Genomic DNA, 15,159 nt, shown 5'->3' with positions numbered 1-15,159 from the left:
GGAGGTTGCTTCCGTCATGCTCGGGCCTGTCCCGAGCATCTGCAACGCGTTGATTTTGCGATACGTGATTGGATCCTCGGGACAGGCCCGAGGATGACGTCGTGTATGCGGATAGTGAAGGGGACTGCGGCTTTCCTCAGCCCTTGACAGAAGTATCCGGCTTCACCGCACAGACCGCATAACGGTGCTGCAGCCCGCGCAGGATGCCCTTCAGCAGGCTGAAGTTTTTCGCCTGGGCGCGGTGAATGGCCCGAAGTTCCTGATCGACTGAGACAGGCTCGAAACCGGTCGCACCCAGCATCGTCGCGACATCGCCGGCCCTCGCACCTTTCGAAAAATAAACCCGCGAGAGGATGCTGTTGAATGTGTTTTCGGGGTCCGCCGGCTTGTGCGGCTGGTCGGCTTTGACGAGGCCGATGCTCTCCAGGCTGACGGCGAGTTTCTTCACCAGTCTTTCGCGCCAGCCGGTATTCACGAAATCGCCGTCGACGATCAGCAGTTTCCCGCCGGGTTTCAGAACACGGAACCATTCGGCAAAACTTGCCTGCGGGTCCACCAGCGTCCAGACCAGATGGCGGGTGATGATGACGTCAGCGCTTTCGTCCGGCTCCATCGTATTTTCGGCGTCGCCGACGAAAAATCGGATATTGCGCCCACGGCTTTTGGCCTTTTCCCGGGCAAGCCCCAGCATCGTCTCGGACCAGTCCATGCCCGTCACCTGAAAGCCGAGATCGTCCATCAGGTGCGAGATGACACCGGTTCCGCTGGCGAGATCGAGCGCCTTGCGGCCCTCACCGCGGCCCAGATGTTTCAGGATAAGCGCGTGCCAGGCCGCGCGCTCGTCTTCGGAGAAAATTTCGTGCCCGGGTGAAAGGTCGAAAGTCGCGGCGCGGCCGGACCAATAGGCCTTTATCTCGTCTCTCAGGCTGTCGTTTTTGCCATATTGCATAGTGTCTATCATCGGTCTTCAGCTCACATACCGGTCAGTTAAGAATGGCTCTAAAACATAAAACTTGACTAGTACAGTCAGAAAATAATACAGCCGCGCCAGTCAACACTGGAGAGCAATATCCGATGCGCATCTCAGCCAAATCCGCGGCACTTGCCCTTGGCCTTCTCGTATCCGCCGCATGGCCTGCAATGGCCGAAAAGGTCACCGTCAAGGATGTGACCGGCCGCGACGTGGAAGTCAATGTGCCCGTTTCGCATGTGATCCTCGGCGAAGGCCGTCAGATCTATTTCCTGGCGGCGCTCGACAAGGAAAACCCGTTCCAGCACGTTGTCGGCTGGCGCGATGACCTGGCGAAAGCCGACCCGGAAACCTATGCGGCCTATCTCGCAAAATATCCTGATATCGCCAAGCTGCCGACTTTCGGCGGCATGAAGGACGGCACCTTCGATATCGAGCAGGCCATTTCGCTGAAGCCAGACGTTATCCTGATGAATATCGATGCGAAGACCGCCACGCAGGAAGCCGGTTACATCGAGAAGCTCGAAAAAGTCGGCATCCCGCTCGTTTACGTCGACTTCCGCGAAAAGCCGATGGAAAATACCGAACCAAGCATGCGCCTGATGGGCAAGCTGACCGGCAAGGAAAAAATCGCCGAAGACTTCATCAAGTTCCGCGCCGATTCCATTGCCAAGGTCACCGATACACTTGAAAAGGCCAATCCGAAGAAGCCCGTCGTGTTCGTCGAACGCGCCGGCGGTTATTCCGACGATTGCTGCATGTCCTTCGGCAACGAGAATTTTGGCAAGATGGTCGAACTTGCCGGCGGCATCAACATGGCCAAGGACATCATTCCCGGCACGTTCGGCAACGTCAATCCGGAACAGATCATCGCTTCCAACCCGGAACAGATCATCATCACGGGTGGCAACTGGAACGGTTATGTTCCTGGCGGCAACTGGGTCGGTGTCGGTTATGGCGCGGATCTGAAGGAAGCCCACCGCAAGCTCGAAAACCTCACCAAGCGTCCGGCATTCACCGGAGTACAGGCGGTCAAGGACGGCAATGTCCACGCCATCTGGCACCAGTTCTACAACAACCCGTATCAGTTCGTGGCCATTCAGGAAATTGCCAAGTGGCTGCACCCGGATCTGTTCAAAGACCTTGACCCCGAGGCGACCTTCAAGGAATTGCATGCCCGCTTCCTGCCGCTCGACTACAAGTCCGGCTACTTCGTGTCGCTGAAGGATGCGAAATAAGACAGGGACGGTGAAGGGGAGCGCCGTCCGATCGATGGATGAAGCCGCAGCCCTGCGGCTTCATCGTTTTGTTTAGGAACTCAGTGAGGATTTCTCATGCGGCCCAACGCTCTCAGGCATCTTGCGGTACTGGCTTTCTCCCTTCTCGCCGCGGCGGCGCAGGCCGGGGAGATTACCGACGTCACCGGGCGCAAGGTCGAGCTGGACCTGCCTGCCAAGCGCGTCATCGTTGGCGAAGCCCGCCAGGTCCATGTCATCGCGGCACTCAGGGGCGATCACACCTTCGATACCATCGTCGGCTGGCGTGACGATCTCCTCAAGAAGGACCCGGACAGCTACGCTGCCTATGTCGAGCGTTTCCCTGAGATCGAAAAACTGCCGCGTTTCGGTTATGTGCCGCAGGGCGATTTCAGCCTGGAAACGGCCATCACCCTGTCGCCTGATGTGATTACCCTCAATCTGGAAGCGGAAAAATCCGCGAAGGAAAGCGGTTTCGAAGACAAGGCCGCGGCTGCCGGTATCAAGGTCATCTATCTCGATTTCCGCATCGATCCCGAAAAGAACAGCGAAGCTTCCATCGAAATCCTCGGCAAGCTCTTCGGCGCCGAAGAGCGCGCCAAGGAATTCATCGCCTATCGAAGGGCTGAAATCGCCCGCGTGACCGACCGCCTTGCCGGCGTCAAGGATCTGAAACGCCCGAAGGTCTTCATCGAGCGTGCACCCGGCATTTCCGGCGAGGACAATTGCTGCCGCACCTTCGGCCCGGTCAATTTCGGCGCGATGGTCGATCTCGCCGGTGGCCACAATATTGCCGACGGCATCATCAAGACGACCTTCGGTGATCTCAATCCCGAGCAGCTGGTGATTGCCGACCCTGATTATGTCATCGTCACCGGCTCCAACTGGGCGGCGGAATCCGACATCAACCAATTCGTTCCCGTCGGACGCGGCGCCGATATGGCCCTTTCCCGCGAAAGGCTTGCCAATCTGATGAAGCGCACGCCGTTTCCGGAACTGAATGCCGTGAAGCGTGGCAATGTCCATGCCGTCTGGCACCAGTTCTACGGCGCGCCTTACGAGTTCTTCCCGATCCAGCAATTTGCCAAGTGGTTCCACCCCGATCTCTTCGCCGATCTCGATCCGGAAAAGAATTTTGAGGAATTCCACCGGAAATTCCTCCCCGTCACCTATAAGCCGGGCTATTTCGCCTCGCTCGAAAAAGGTTTGAACCAATGACTTCGCTGAATGAAAGCGCCGATGGCGTCAGCGGGCGCGATCAATATCGCGCCCTTGCCGCACGCAGGATCCTTATCCTCGTCGGCCTTTTCCTTGCCCTGTGTTTCAGCATGGCCGCAGACATGGCGCTCGGCCCGGCACGTTATACGCTGTCGGAAGTTCTGGCGACCATTGCCGATCCGGCGGCCGTCGGAAACCAGCTTCGGGTGGTGATCTGGGATATCCGCATGCCGATCGCGCTGATGGCGGTTACCGTTGGTGCCTCACTTTCGGTTGCGGGCGCGCAGATGCAGACCATCCTGTCCAACCCGCTTGCCAGCCCCTTTACGCTCGGTATTTCGGCGGCTGCAAGCTTCGGCGCGGCGCTGGCGCTTGTCGGCGGCGTGGCGATCTTTCCGGGGGCGGTGCATTACATGGTGCCGATCAACGCCTTCATCATGGCGATGATTGCGGCGCTCTTCATCCATTTTGCCTCGACGATGCGCGGCGTGACGGTCGAAACCATCGTGCTCCTCGGCATCGCGCTGGTTTTCACCTTTAATGCGGCGCTGTCGCTGCTCGAATATCTGGCTTCCGAACAGGCGCTTGCCGCTGTGGTTTTCTGGACCATGGGCAGTCTGACCAAGGCGACCTGGGACAAGGTCTATATCACCGCCGCCATTCTCGTCGTCACCGTACCGCTGTTCATGCGCCAAGCCTGGGCACTGACGGCACTCAGGCTTGGCGACGACAAGGCGGCCAGCATGGGCATCAATGTGCGCCGGCTGCGGCTGACGACCATGCTGACGGTCAGCCTTCTCGCCGCCATTCCGGTTTCCTTCGTTGGCACCATCGGCTTTGTCGGTCTGGTCGGGCCGCATATCGCCCGCATGGTGGTGGGTGAAGACCAGCGTTTCTTCCTGCCCGGCTCGATCATCTGCGGCGCGCTGCTTCTGTCGGCAACCTCGGTCATCAGCAAGATCCTCATTCCCGGTGCGATCCTGCCGATCGGCGTCATCACGGCGCTTGTTGGCGTACCTTTCTTCTTCGCGCTTATTTTCGGCAACAGGAGACGCGCATGGTAATGCTCGCACTGAAGGATGTCGGGGCCGCCTATGGCCGCACCACCGTTCTCTCCAAGGTCGGCATCGATACGCTGGAAAGCGGCAGCGTTACGGCCGTGATCGGCCCCAACGCCGCCGGCAAGTCGACGCTTTTCAAGCGTATCGCCAGCCTCATTTCCGGCCCCGGCCTAGTTGAGTTGTCCGACACGGCCCGCGGCAAGCGCGCCATCTGCTACATGCCGCAGGATACCGGCGCCAACGCCGTGCTGACGGTTTATGAGTCCGTGCTTCTTTCGGCCAAGCAGGGCGGCGGCTGGCGCGTTCATGACAATGAGTTGTTCGAGATCGACGCCATTCTCAAGGCGCTGAAAATCCACGACCTCGCCTTTCGCGGCCTCGGCGAACTGTCCGGCGGCCAGCGGCAGCTTGTGTCGCTGGCGCAGGCGCTCGCCCGCAAACCGGAAGTGCTGCTGATGGACGAGCCGACCTCCGCACTCGATCTTCACCGGCAGATCGAGGTTTTGGGGTTCGTCTCCGATCTCGCGCAGAAAACCGGCATGATCGTGTTGATCGCCCTGCATGACCTCAACCATGCGCTTCGTTATTGCGAAAATACGATGGTGATTGCGCGCGGTGAAATGGTGGTGAGCGGCAGTACCGAAGCGGTGATCACCCCCGCCATGCTGCGCGATATCTATCGCATCGATGCCCGCATCGAGCCCTGTTCGCAGGGCAGGCCGATGGTTATCGTCGACGGCGCTATCTGAGAGAGCAAGACCCGGCCGCATCTGTGGCCGGGTTCCCGTCGCCGGCACGTCGTCAAGCATAGACCGCTACCGGCATAATTCTTGATAATAATTGTCATGAAATATCTGTTCGATGCCGCTTTTGGATGTTAGAGCTATGAACGGCAAAACTGCGCGGCCAATCAGGCCCCGGTGGGTTTCGTCGATCCCTCGAATTTCTCTCGGTTGAGACATGGGCATACGGGAAGATGACAAGCGTTATAACGCTTACGTCGCGCATAGGGTCGACCTGATCAAATACGCCACCCTTATTCTGGGGTCACGCGCGGATGCGGAGGACGTGGTTCAGGAAGCCTTCCTGAAATTCGTTCCCGAAGGCTCCGGCAATCCCACCAATCTCAAATCCTATCTTTTCCGCATCGTTCGCAATCTTGCCCTTGATAATCGCCGACGCAGCCGGCAGGACCTTCGGGAACGGCCGGACGATACGCCTTTCTGGGGCATGCCGCAGGATAATGGCACCCCGGAGGAACATGCGCTTTTCTGCGATGAAGTCCGGCAGATGCAGACTATTTTGGCCGGCCTGCCGGTTCAGGCACGGGTGGCATTGGAAATGCACAGATTCGGCGGTTACAATATGGAAGAGATCGCGCGTCATCTCGGCGTGTCGGTGGCCGGCGCCCACCGTCTCATAAAGGGCAGCATTGTCGCGATTACCAGAGAAATGAAGTAAAATAGCCTTATTGTCCTGTCTTGTGAAAAAAATCCCGTCGTCAAACGTCTTTATAGCAATTGAGAGAGACGACCCTTCCCGTCTGCCCCGCAAAGGAACTGGCCCGGTTCAATGACTGTTGATCCCGATAACAAGATTGAGTTGCCGACCGGGAAGGCGGAAGAGGCGGCCGACTGGCTGCTGCGGCTGCAGGGGGGCGCGACGGAACCGCGATTGAAGGCGGAGTTCGAGCGATGGCTGGCTGCCTCGCAGGAAAATCGCCTTGCCTGGGAACGGACATGCAAGATTTGGCGGAACCTCGGCCTGGTCGAACCGGAATTCAAGAACCTTTGGGAAGATGCTGCCCATCTGCCGGGCAAGGCTGCAATAAATCCAACGCGGCGGCGCTGGTCCGTCAGACATTATGCGGGTGCCGCCGTGGCGGCGGCATCGCTCTGTCTTGTGGTGCTGTTCATCCCGACATTTTCTGTTCGCCTTGAAGCGGATTATCAGACCAGCACGGCCGAAATGCGCACCATCACCCTCGAAGACGGCAGCACGGTGGAGCTTGCCGCGGCAAGTGCGCTTTCTGCGGATTTCAGGGATGGCCGCCGCACCGTGAAGGTGCTGAAGGGCGAAGCCTTTTTCGATGTCGTGCCGGATAAAGCCCGCCCCTTTGTCGTGGAGGCAAAGAACGTCACCGTTCAGGTGCTGGGGACGGCATTTGATGTCGACTTGACGGATGGGGTGACGCAGGTCGCACTTGCCCATGGTTCCGTGGAAGCCTCCTTCCGCAACGCGCCGCCAACGCGGCTTGTGCCGGGCGAGATGCTGGTCGTCGACGCCGCCGGTGCGATCCGCAAAGAGAATGTCCCGGTCGAAGATATTGGCGGCTGGCGCAAGGGCGAACTCTATGTGGTCGACGCAACGATAGGCTCGGTGGTGGAGCAGATCCAGCGTTACCATCCCGCATGGCTGACCATGGCCGACAAGCGGCTGGCCGAGCAGAAGGTGACGGGATTTTACGATCTGCGAGACCCTGACCGGGCGCTGGAAGCCCTTGTGGAACCCTATAGCGGCAAGGTGCATGCGATTGGCGGATCGGCCCGCATTATCACCCGCTTCTGAAACGGTCAGAAGCAAAAAATATTATTTACTTTCAGTCGTTTATAAAATTTCTTCCAAAAGCCTGAAAAAAATCGCCGTGGCAATCGTCTTTTTGTTGAGTAATCCGGTCAAGATATGTCCGGAGCGAAAGACAGGAAGACAGAAGCATTATGCGCCTCCAGATATGCAGGACCGGTTCAGGGGAAAAAACCGCAGGGCAGACCCGCAGGGCCGTGTTGCTGGCGACAACAGCGATCGCCATTTCATTCGCACCGCCTGTTCTTGCCCAGACTGGAGCGGATGCCGCAAATTCCAGGCAACCGGGCGGTGAGCAGGGGGCGACGCGCCCATTCAATATTCCCGCCCAGTCACTTTCGTCAGTCGTGAGTGCTTTCGGTCGGCAATCCGACCTTCAGGTCACGCTTGCCACGCCGGCGGCCGGTAATGTGCGCACCAATGCCGTCGCCGGCAGTTTTACGGTGCGGGAGGCCCTGTCGCGACTTCTGGCCGGCACGGGTGTCAATTTCCGCATTGCCGGGAATGGCAGAACGGTGATCATCGGCACGGGGGAATCCACCGTCGATTTTTCCGAGGCGGCGGGTACCACGGTTCTCGAAACCATCACCGTGACCGGTAAGAGCGGGCGCAACTCCCTTGCCGGCGCCGGTTATCAGGGAACGCCTGACTGGGTTTACGACACGCCCGCCAGCGTCAGCGTGGTCAGCCGCGAGGCGATCCAGTCGGCCGGCGTGCGCAACACGCGCGATGTCTTCAACCGGGTCTCCGGGGTTTATGCCGGCGAGGGCAATGGCAGCTTCCCGACCGTTTCGCCCAATGTGCGCGGCTTGCAGGAAAGTGGCCGCGTGGTCGTCTCCATCGATGGTGCGCGGCAGAACGCGCAACGGGGCTACAGCACCGGCGGCGCTTCTATTTATTCCGCCAATAACGGTCAAGCCTATGTAGACGCGGCCTTTATTCGCGCCGTCGAAGTCGAAAAAATGACCAGTGCCACTTCCGGCAATGCCGGTTCACTGGGCGGCAAGGTCGAGTTCCGCACCGTCAGCGCCGCCGATCTGATACCCGAAGGTGCAAATAAAGGTGCAGAGGTAAATGTCTCCCGCGGCAGCAATGGTTACGATTTCCAGGGTTCCGTTCTGGCCGCGGTTCGCGAACCGGACGGCCCTCTCTCTTTCGTCGCAGGTTATAGCCGCACGATCATGGATGAATACAAGATTGGAACAAAAGGCGAGGCCCTGAGCACCGCGTTAACGATGAAAGACCTTCTGGGCCGTGACGGCTGGTCGACCTTTTTCAAGAGTGAAGGCGACTTCGGGGATGTGCAGACGTCGCTTTCGTGGATGCACCAGCAGAATGATTTCGTGCAGGGTGCTTCCACGGTGGTCGATCGGGAAGGCGTGCGAAATGACAGCATCGTCGCGAAGCTGGACTGGGACCCGGAAAGCGAACTCATCGACTTCAAGTCGTCGTTGTGGCTGAACGATAATATGACGCATGAATTGCGGGCGGCGCGCACTTATGCGGTAGAGACGAATCTTGACATGGGCCTGCGCAGTTTCGGCGGCAGTCTGGAAAATACCAGTCGTTTTGACACCAGGGCTGGTGCGCTCAGCTTGAACTACGGAGCCGAAGCCTTTCGGGACATTGCGACATCCGTTGCGACGAGTGCCACAATTGCGCAAAATCCCTCCTTTGCAAGCAGCTACACGTCTTTCAGCCCTGCAGGGCGGCGCGATGTGGCCAGTCTGTTTTTAAACGGTGAACTGGAGCCGGCCGATTGGATCACTCTGAGTGGCGGGGTGCGTTACGACTGGTCGCGCCTGAAAGGATCTGCGACCTATTATAGTTTCAAGGAATCGATAGTAACGACAAGTGTGCCTTGCGATCTTGTTCGCAATCACTATACGGCCCTGGAATACTTCAATCAGGTCTTTCTGCCTGCAAATCTCCCCGTATGGGCATCCCGCTATAACGTTTTTCTCGCCAGCATCTGGCCGCGGACATCGGCCAATTGCATGCCGGGCACCGGTATAACCACCAAGACACCGGTCACCGAATACCCGTCGCATGAGGTCGATATCGACCGGACTTACAGCGCCTGGTTGCCCTCCGCCACCATCGAATTCAAACCCGTCGACTGGTTCCGCCCCTATGTGAGCTATTCCCAGAGCCTGCGCCCGCCGACAATTCTCGAGACATTTTTCGCCGGTGCGCGCCCGGGGGATAGCGCCGGATACGAATACGCTCCGAACCAGTCTCTACGCGCCGAAAAAGCGACGACCTACGAAATTGGCGCGAATATGAGTTTCGACGGCGTGCTGCTGGACGATGATACCCTGCGCATCAAAATGGCCGCCTTTCGCCGGGAGGTGAAGGACTACATCGCTCTCGGTTATCTCGTCACGGATCAGGTCTTCGACCGCACCTATACCAGCTTCGTCAATCTGGATGGCACGACCTATATGCGCGGGCTGGAATTGGAGGGCAATTATGATGCCCGCAGTTTCTGGATTGGCGGTTCGGCGACGGTTCTGAAAACGGAATGGCCTGAAAAGACACAGGTTTTTTCCAACAGCACGACCACCACGTCAGGTGAAATCGTGGCCTGGCCCGGCGATGTCGCGCCCAAGATGAAACTGACGCTCGATGGCGGCATGCGTTTCTTCGATGAAAAATTCTCGCTGGGCGCAAGGCTCAACCACGTCACGCCGACCCAGTCGCGCACGCTGGATACGGAGGGCAATCTGCGCGAGATAACCGATCCTTATACGACGGTGGACCTCTACGGTTCCTATGCCTTCAACGACAAGGCCACGCTTCGTTTCGCCGTCAACAACCTGACGGACCGCAAATATATCCCGGCCGCAAGCGCCTACACGGCGCCGGGCCGCACCTTTATCGCGACGATGAACGTGAAGTTCTGAAACGCGGAAGAATTCTCCGGGCTGGGTTGCAGCCCGTCCCGGAGATGAAACGCCTTCGCTACAGGACGAAGGTACCTCTATAGGCCAGTAAAGGAGTACACCTATGGCTACCACAATTCAACTGACGCAGTCTTCCTCCGACCTGATCGGTTACCTCAACGGTTGGACGAGCGGTTTCGGTTCGACCTATGGTGCGTTCTACGACGCTCAGACCAGCTCTCTCGCCACCACCACCATCGATCCGAACACGACCTATGAGGCGTGGGGCGATGGCAGCTCCGGCGGCAAGGGCATCGTCATGAGCGGCGCTCTGCAATACTCCCAGGGCAACCTGACGGGTTCGGTCGACAGCATCGTTCTGGGCACCGGCTACAGCCAGTCCACCAGCGGCATCGCGGTCAGCCAGCAGGAACTGCTGATCGACCCTGACAGCGCCTATTCGCTGGCCGGTGCCCGCGATCTTCTCGATCTCGCCGTCTACCAGCTTGCCCGTTTCGGCTCGCTGGCCGGCTTCTATGATTATTTCGCGGCCACCGGCACGGTGATCGAGGATACGGCTGCCTCCAACACCCTGACCGGCTTTGCCGGCGCGGATACCTTCGTATTCTCCGGCGGCAACGATGTCGTGCAGGCCGGACCGACCGGAACCTACGGCTATCAGGACGGCACGGATACGCTTGATGTCTCGGCCTGGGGCGCAACTTCGGTGGACGATTTGTTGTGGTATAATGATAACGGAAATGCCGTTATCCTTTCCGCAACAGACACGTCCGTCTCCATCACGCTGAATGGCGTCGATGCAAATGTACTCGACGCATCGGACTTCATTTTCGCCAGCGCATTGGCGCTTGCCGCGTAAAGGAAAAACAGGCTGTGGGCTTTCAAAACCACCAGCAGACACCGCCGCAGTCCCTCACTGCGGCGGTTGTTTCGCCCCTTAAAAGCACGTTTCTCGGCGTCGCGCTCGTCAGCGGCGTGGTCAATATACTGGCGCTGACGTCGCCTCTGTTCATGCTGCAGGTCTATGACCGGGTGCTGGCCAGCGGCAGCCTGCCGACACTGGTTGGGCTCGCACTGCTTGCGCTTGGCCTTTACGGTTTCCAGTGCCTGCTTGATATCATTCGCGCACGTGTTTTGATCCGCATCGGCGAAGATTTCGACATGCGTTATTCCGGGAGAGTGCACGACGCGGTGGTGCGCCTGCCGCTCGTCAACCGCATGCCGGGCGACGGGCTGCAGCCGCTGCGTGATCTCGACAATGTGCGCGGTTTTCTTTCCGGCACCGGACCGACGGCCTTTTTCGATCTGCCGTGGATGCCGCTTTATCTCGGCCTATGTTTTCTGTTTCATGTCTGGATCGGCGTGACCGCGCTCGCCGGCGCTGTACTGCTGGTATCGCTCACGATCCTCACGAACATCTTTTCACAAAAGCCGATCCGCGACACCATGGTGGAAAACATGGCCCGCAACCGGCAGCTGGAAGCTTCGCGCCGCAATGCCGAGGTCGTGCAGGCGATGGGGCTTGGCCGCCGGCTCGGCAAACGCTGGCAGAGTTCTAACGAGGCCTATCTCGCGGCCAACCGCAAGGCAGGTGACGTGGCCGGTGGTCTCGGCAATCTCGCAAAATCGCTGCGGGTCGTGTTGCAATCGGCGATTCTGGCGGTTGGCGCCTGGCTGGTCATCAGGCAGGAAGCCTCGGGCGGCGTGATGATCGCCAGCTCGATCATGATGGGCCGGGCATTGGCGCCCGTCGATCTCGCCATTTCCAACTGGAAGTCCTTCGTGGCCGCCCGGCAGAGCTGGGCGCGGCTGAGAGAGCTGTTTGCGCAGATGCCGGCCAATGCCGCCGCCATGGCCCTGCCAAAGCCTGAAAAGGAACTGCGGGTCGAGAATGTCACCATCGTTCCGCCGGGAGAAAGAAAACCCACCGTCACCGGGCTTGGTTTTGTCGTAACCGCCGGAAACGCGCTCGGTATCATCGGTCCTTCCGGCTCGGGCAAATCCACGCTCGCGCGCATTCTCACCGGCGCCTGGATGCCCGCCGCCGGCAAGGTGCGGCTGGATGGCGCGAGCTTCGATCAATGGGATCGCGAAACACTTGGCCGCCATATCGGTTATCTGCCGCAAGGGGTGGAGCTGTTCGATGGCACGATCGGCGAGAATATCTCCCGTTTCGACGACAATCCGGATCCGGAGGCCATCATTGCAGCGGCCAGGGCGGCCGGTGCACATGAACTGATCCTGCGCTTTGAAAAAGGTTATGACAGCGATATCGGCGAGGCGGGTTCTACACTTTCGGCCGGACAACGCCAGCGTATAGGTCTTGCCCGGGCGCTTTACGGCGATCCCTTTATCGTGGTGCTGGACGAGCCGAACGCCAATCTCGATGCCGAAGGCGAGGCGGCTGTGGTCAAGGCCATTACATCGGTCAAAGCGCGGGGCGGCATTGCCGTTGTCGTTGCCCACCGGCCGAGCGCGATTGGCGCCGTCGATTACATTTTGATGATGGAAGACGGGCGAATGAAGGCTTTCGGTCCTCGTGACGAGGTGCTGTCGAAGGTGCTCCGCGTTCCGCAGGCGCAGGCGGCCAAGGGATTTGCCGCATCCGCCCAGACCGTCTCGCCGCTACGTGTCGTTGCCAATGTCCAACCCAAACCCGCGCTGGTGGACGATGTTCAGGATGAGGAGAGCCAGGAAGGAGATGCGGATGCCAAACATTGATCAGCGAACCCAAGTCTCCCGCTCCATCCGCAAACATCTTCTTGCCGGTCTTGCCGCAGGCGCAGCATTACTGGCTGGTGTCGGCGGCTGGGCCGCGACGACCAATCTTGCCGGAGCGGTGGTCGCTTCCGGTCACCTGGTGGTGGATTCCTATACGAAGAAGGTGCAGCATCCTAAGGGTGGTGTCGTCGGCGAAATCCTGGTGAATGAGGGAGAGAGGGTGAAGGCGGGTGACGTGGTCATGCGTCTTGACGCGACCCAGACCCGCGCCAATCTCGCCATCGTCACCAAGCGTCTGGATGAGCTTGGCGCGCGCATGGCAAGGCTGGAAGCGGAGCGCGACGACCTTGCCGAACTCATCTTTCCACAGGCTCTGATAGCGCGCAGGGACGATCCCGATGTCGCCTCCGCCATGCGCAGCGAAACGAAACTTTTCGAATTCCGCAAATCCTACCGTGAGGGCCGCAAGGCGCAGCTTGCCGAACGCATCACTCAGTTCGAGCATGAAATCGAAGGGCTGAAGGCGCAGGAAGTCGCTTATGATAACGGCCTTGCGGTACTGGAAGCGGAAATCACGTCGCAGAAATCCCTGCGTGAACAGGGCGTCGTGTCCGTGCAGCGGCTGAACAGCCTGCAGACACAGGCCGCGACCTTTGGCGGCGAGCGTGGTGAAAAAATTGCCTATCAGGCGCAGACGGCGGGGCGCATCACCGAAACGAAGCTTCAGATCCTGCAGATCGATCAGGAGTTGCGCACCGAGGTCGGCCGGGAACTGCGCGAGATACAGGCTCAGATGGGCGAGTTCGTCGAGCGCAAGGTCGCCGCCGAAGATGAGTTGAAGCGCATCGATATCGTCGCGCCGCAATCCGGCATGGTGCATGAAATGGCCGTGCATACGGTCGGCGGCGTGGTGACGCCCGCCGATCCGATCATGCTGATCGTGCCTGATGGAGACGAGCTGGCGCTGGAGGTGCAGATCGTGCCGAAGGATATCGACCAGCTGCAGGTGGGGCAAAAGGCCATGCTGCGCATGACCGCCTTCAACCAGCGGGTCACGCCGGAACTGGAGGGTCATGTCAGCCGCATCGCGGCTGACATCACCACCGATCAGCGCACCGGTCTTTCCTATTATCTGGCGCGGATTTCCGTACCGGTCTCCGAGCGGGAAAAGCTGAACAATGCGCCGCTGGTGCCGGGCATGCCTGCCGAGGCCTTCATCCAGACCAGTGAAAGGACGGCGCTGTCCTATATCGCCAAACCACTGACCGATCAGATCAGCCGGGCCTTCCGCGAGGAGTAGCGACCTTTTTTGCCCGTCCGATGCCGTCATAGCAATATGGCGGTGACGTATCGGGCGATGTAGGCATCGCCACGCATGACACGGTCTAGGACGTGAAATTGTCGGCGGCTATCGAGCTTGGGATAAAAAACCGGTGACACGAAGCACTATCGGCGGCAAAAGGTTTGAACCGATACCCGCTCGTTTTTCATCCATTGGTGCTGGCCTTATGAACATCAAGCAGCTCGAAGTCCTGCGAACGCTTCTTTCCACCGGCTCGACCATCGCCACCGCCAAGGCCATGGGGCTGAGCCAATCCGGTATCAGCCGGCTCTTGGCGCAGCTGGAGGCGGATCTGTCGCTGACGCTGTTTGCCCGTGACAAGGGGAGGCTCATTCCGACGCCGGAGGCTGCACTTCTTGCCCGTGATGCGGAAAATGTGCTGCTGGCAGTTGATCGTATGTCCGGCCACGCCGAAGATTTGCGCAATGGTGCGGCGGGTCCCGAAATCGTCCGCATCGGCCTGCCGAGCAGCATGTGGGAAAATTTCGCGCCAGCCATGCTGATTGATTACGTCCGGGATTTTCCTGGCGTGCGCATCGAGACTTTTTTCGAAACGACGACGGCCATCAACAAGCTTGTGGGGGAACGGGTGATCGATCTGGGTTTCCTGCGGATGGAAGGCGAGATCGGACCGGGCATCGATGTCGAGCGCGTTGCCACCGGCAAAAGCGTCTGCGTGGTCCGGGAAGATCATCCGCTGGCCGACCTTCAAGAGATCACCGTCAAAGACCTTCGCAACATTCCGCTGATCCTCATTGGTCGCCAGCGGCCGAACCGTATGGCGCTCGATCAAGTGTTCAAGAAGGCTGGCGTCAAGCCGATGGTGAAGATCGAGACCCATACCAACAGTTCCGCATGCGCTTATGTCGCCCACGGGCTAGGGGTAACGATCATCAGCAGTTTTTATGCGAATCTCTACCGGCATCTTCCCGTCGTTGCCCGACCATTCGTCCCGCAGGCGACGCAGGAATTCGGTCTAGCTCGCGCCTCCGGTGCACCGTTGTCCATCGCTGCGCAGGCGCTTAGCAATGCGTTGAAGCGGGAAATTCAGCTTTCGCAAAAAATCGACTGAAAACGGGATTTTGGGCGGGAAATCTCATTG

Annotated in this window: 12 protein-coding genes; 11 read left to right on the top strand and 1 reads right to left on the bottom strand. The window is 59.1% G+C overall.

Annotation, left to right across the window (positions count from 1 at the left end; genetic code table 11):
• Positions 1-136: 136 nt before the first annotated feature.
• Positions 137-961 (bottom strand): class I SAM-dependent methyltransferase, encoded by an 825-nt coding sequence (locus ATU_RS15695; protein WP_010972999.1) that lies wholly within the window; start codon positions 959-961, stop codon positions 137-139.
• A gap of 113 nt (positions 962-1,074) precedes the next feature.
• Here ATU_RS15695 and ATU_RS15690 point away from each other — a divergent pair, with 113 nt between their 5' ends.
• The 11 genes from ATU_RS15690 (at position 1,075) to ATU_RS15640 (ending at position 15,129) form a co-directional block, all read left to right on the top strand.
• Positions 1,075-2,208 (top strand): ABC transporter substrate-binding protein, encoded by a 1,134-nt coding sequence (locus tag ATU_RS15690; RefSeq protein WP_010972998.1) that lies wholly within the window; start codon positions 1,075-1,077, stop codon positions 2,206-2,208.
• A gap of 96 nt (positions 2,209-2,304) precedes the next feature.
• Positions 2,305-3,444, top strand: coding sequence for an ABC transporter substrate-binding protein (locus tag ATU_RS15685; RefSeq protein WP_010972997.1), 1,140 nt, complete (start codon positions 2,305-2,307; stop codon positions 3,442-3,444).
• On the top strand, positions 3,441-4,508 hold the full coding sequence (locus tag ATU_RS15680; protein ID WP_010972996.1) for a FecCD family ABC transporter permease: 1,068 nt from the start codon (positions 3,441-3,443) through the stop codon (positions 4,506-4,508). Before ATU_RS15685 ends, ATU_RS15680 begins: the two co-directional genes overlap by 4 nt.
• Positions 4,502-5,254 carry an ABC transporter ATP-binding protein gene (locus ATU_RS15675; protein ID WP_010972995.1) on the top strand — a complete coding sequence of 251 codons (753 nt, stop codon included), beginning with the start codon at positions 4,502-4,504 and terminating at the stop codon, positions 5,252-5,254. The genes ATU_RS15680 and ATU_RS15675 overlap by 7 nt, the downstream gene beginning before the upstream one ends.
• Before the next feature lie 211 nt (positions 5,255-5,465).
• Positions 5,466-5,966: an RNA polymerase sigma factor gene (locus ATU_RS15670; RefSeq protein WP_010972994.1), complete on the top strand. Its 501-nt coding sequence runs from the start codon at positions 5,466-5,468 to the stop codon at positions 5,964-5,966.
• A 111-nt stretch (positions 5,967-6,077) separates the two neighbouring features.
• Positions 6,078-7,073: a FecR family protein gene (locus ATU_RS15665; protein ID WP_010972993.1), complete on the top strand. Its 996-nt coding sequence runs from the start codon at positions 6,078-6,080 to the stop codon at positions 7,071-7,073.
• 149 nt (positions 7,074-7,222) lie between these two features.
• On the top strand, positions 7,223-9,994 hold the full coding sequence (locus tag ATU_RS15660; RefSeq protein ID WP_010972992.1) for a TonB-dependent hemoglobin/transferrin/lactoferrin family receptor: 2,772 nt from the start codon (positions 7,223-7,225) through the stop codon (positions 9,992-9,994).
• 103 nt (positions 9,995-10,097) lie between these two features.
• On the top strand, positions 10,098-10,853 hold the full coding sequence (locus tag ATU_RS15655) for a hypothetical protein (RefSeq protein ID WP_010972991.1): 756 nt from the start codon (positions 10,098-10,100) through the stop codon (positions 10,851-10,853).
• 14 nt (positions 10,854-10,867) lie between these two features.
• A complete protein-coding gene (locus tag ATU_RS15650) occupies positions 10,868-12,715 on the top strand; it encodes a type I secretion system permease/ATPase (protein ID WP_010972990.1) in 1,848 nt (615 codons plus the stop codon).
• Entirely contained in the window at positions 12,702-14,015 is a 1,314-nt protein-coding gene (locus ATU_RS15645; protein ID WP_010972989.1) for an HlyD family type I secretion periplasmic adaptor subunit, read from the top strand. The genes ATU_RS15650 and ATU_RS15645 overlap by 14 nt, the downstream gene beginning before the upstream one ends.
• Before the next feature lie 208 nt (positions 14,016-14,223).
• Positions 14,224-15,129 carry a LysR family transcriptional regulator gene (locus ATU_RS15640; RefSeq protein ID WP_010972988.1) on the top strand — a complete coding sequence of 302 codons (906 nt, stop codon included), beginning with the start codon at positions 14,224-14,226 and terminating at the stop codon, positions 15,127-15,129.
• The last annotated feature ends 30 nt before the right edge of the window (positions 15,130-15,159 follow it).

The organism is Agrobacterium fabrum str. C58, assembly GCF_000092025.1.
Lineage (GTDB): Bacteria > Pseudomonadota > Alphaproteobacteria > Rhizobiales > Rhizobiaceae > Agrobacterium > Agrobacterium fabrum.
Note: the sequence above shows the minus strand (reverse complement) of the source record. Positions and strands in the feature narration are given on the sequence as shown.

What these genes read in the sequence shown, in the direction of transcription:
- ATU_RS15645 (WP_010972989.1), top strand. Translation starts at nt 12,702, where the DNA reads ATGCCAAACATTGATCAGCGAACCCAAGTCTCCCGCTCCATCCGCAAA.
- ATU_RS15655 (WP_010972991.1), top strand. Translation starts at nt 10,098, where the DNA reads ATGGCTACCACAATTCAACTGACGCAGTCTTCCTCCGACCTGATCGGT.
- ATU_RS15675 (WP_010972995.1), top strand. Translation starts at nt 4,502, where the DNA reads ATGGTAATGCTCGCACTGAAGGATGTCGGGGCCGCCTATGGCCGCACC.
- ATU_RS15695 (WP_010972999.1), bottom strand. Translation starts at nt 961, where the DNA reads ATGATAGACACTATGCAATATGGCAAAAACGACAGCCTGAGAGACGAG.
- ATU_RS15665 (WP_010972993.1), top strand. Translation starts at nt 6,078, where the DNA reads ATGACTGTTGATCCCGATAACAAGATTGAGTTGCCGACCGGGAAGGCG.
- ATU_RS15690 (WP_010972998.1), top strand. Translation starts at nt 1,075, where the DNA reads ATGCGCATCTCAGCCAAATCCGCGGCACTTGCCCTTGGCCTTCTCGTA.
- ATU_RS15640 (WP_010972988.1), top strand. Translation starts at nt 14,224, where the DNA reads ATGAACATCAAGCAGCTCGAAGTCCTGCGAACGCTTCTTTCCACCGGC.
- ATU_RS15660 (WP_010972992.1), top strand. Translation starts at nt 7,223, where the DNA reads ATGCGCCTCCAGATATGCAGGACCGGTTCAGGGGAAAAAACCGCAGGG.
- ATU_RS15685 (WP_010972997.1), top strand. Translation starts at nt 2,305, where the DNA reads ATGCGGCCCAACGCTCTCAGGCATCTTGCGGTACTGGCTTTCTCCCTT.
- ATU_RS15680 (WP_010972996.1), top strand. Translation starts at nt 3,441, where the DNA reads ATGACTTCGCTGAATGAAAGCGCCGATGGCGTCAGCGGGCGCGATCAA.
- ATU_RS15670 (WP_010972994.1), top strand. Translation starts at nt 5,466, where the DNA reads ATGGGCATACGGGAAGATGACAAGCGTTATAACGCTTACGTCGCGCAT.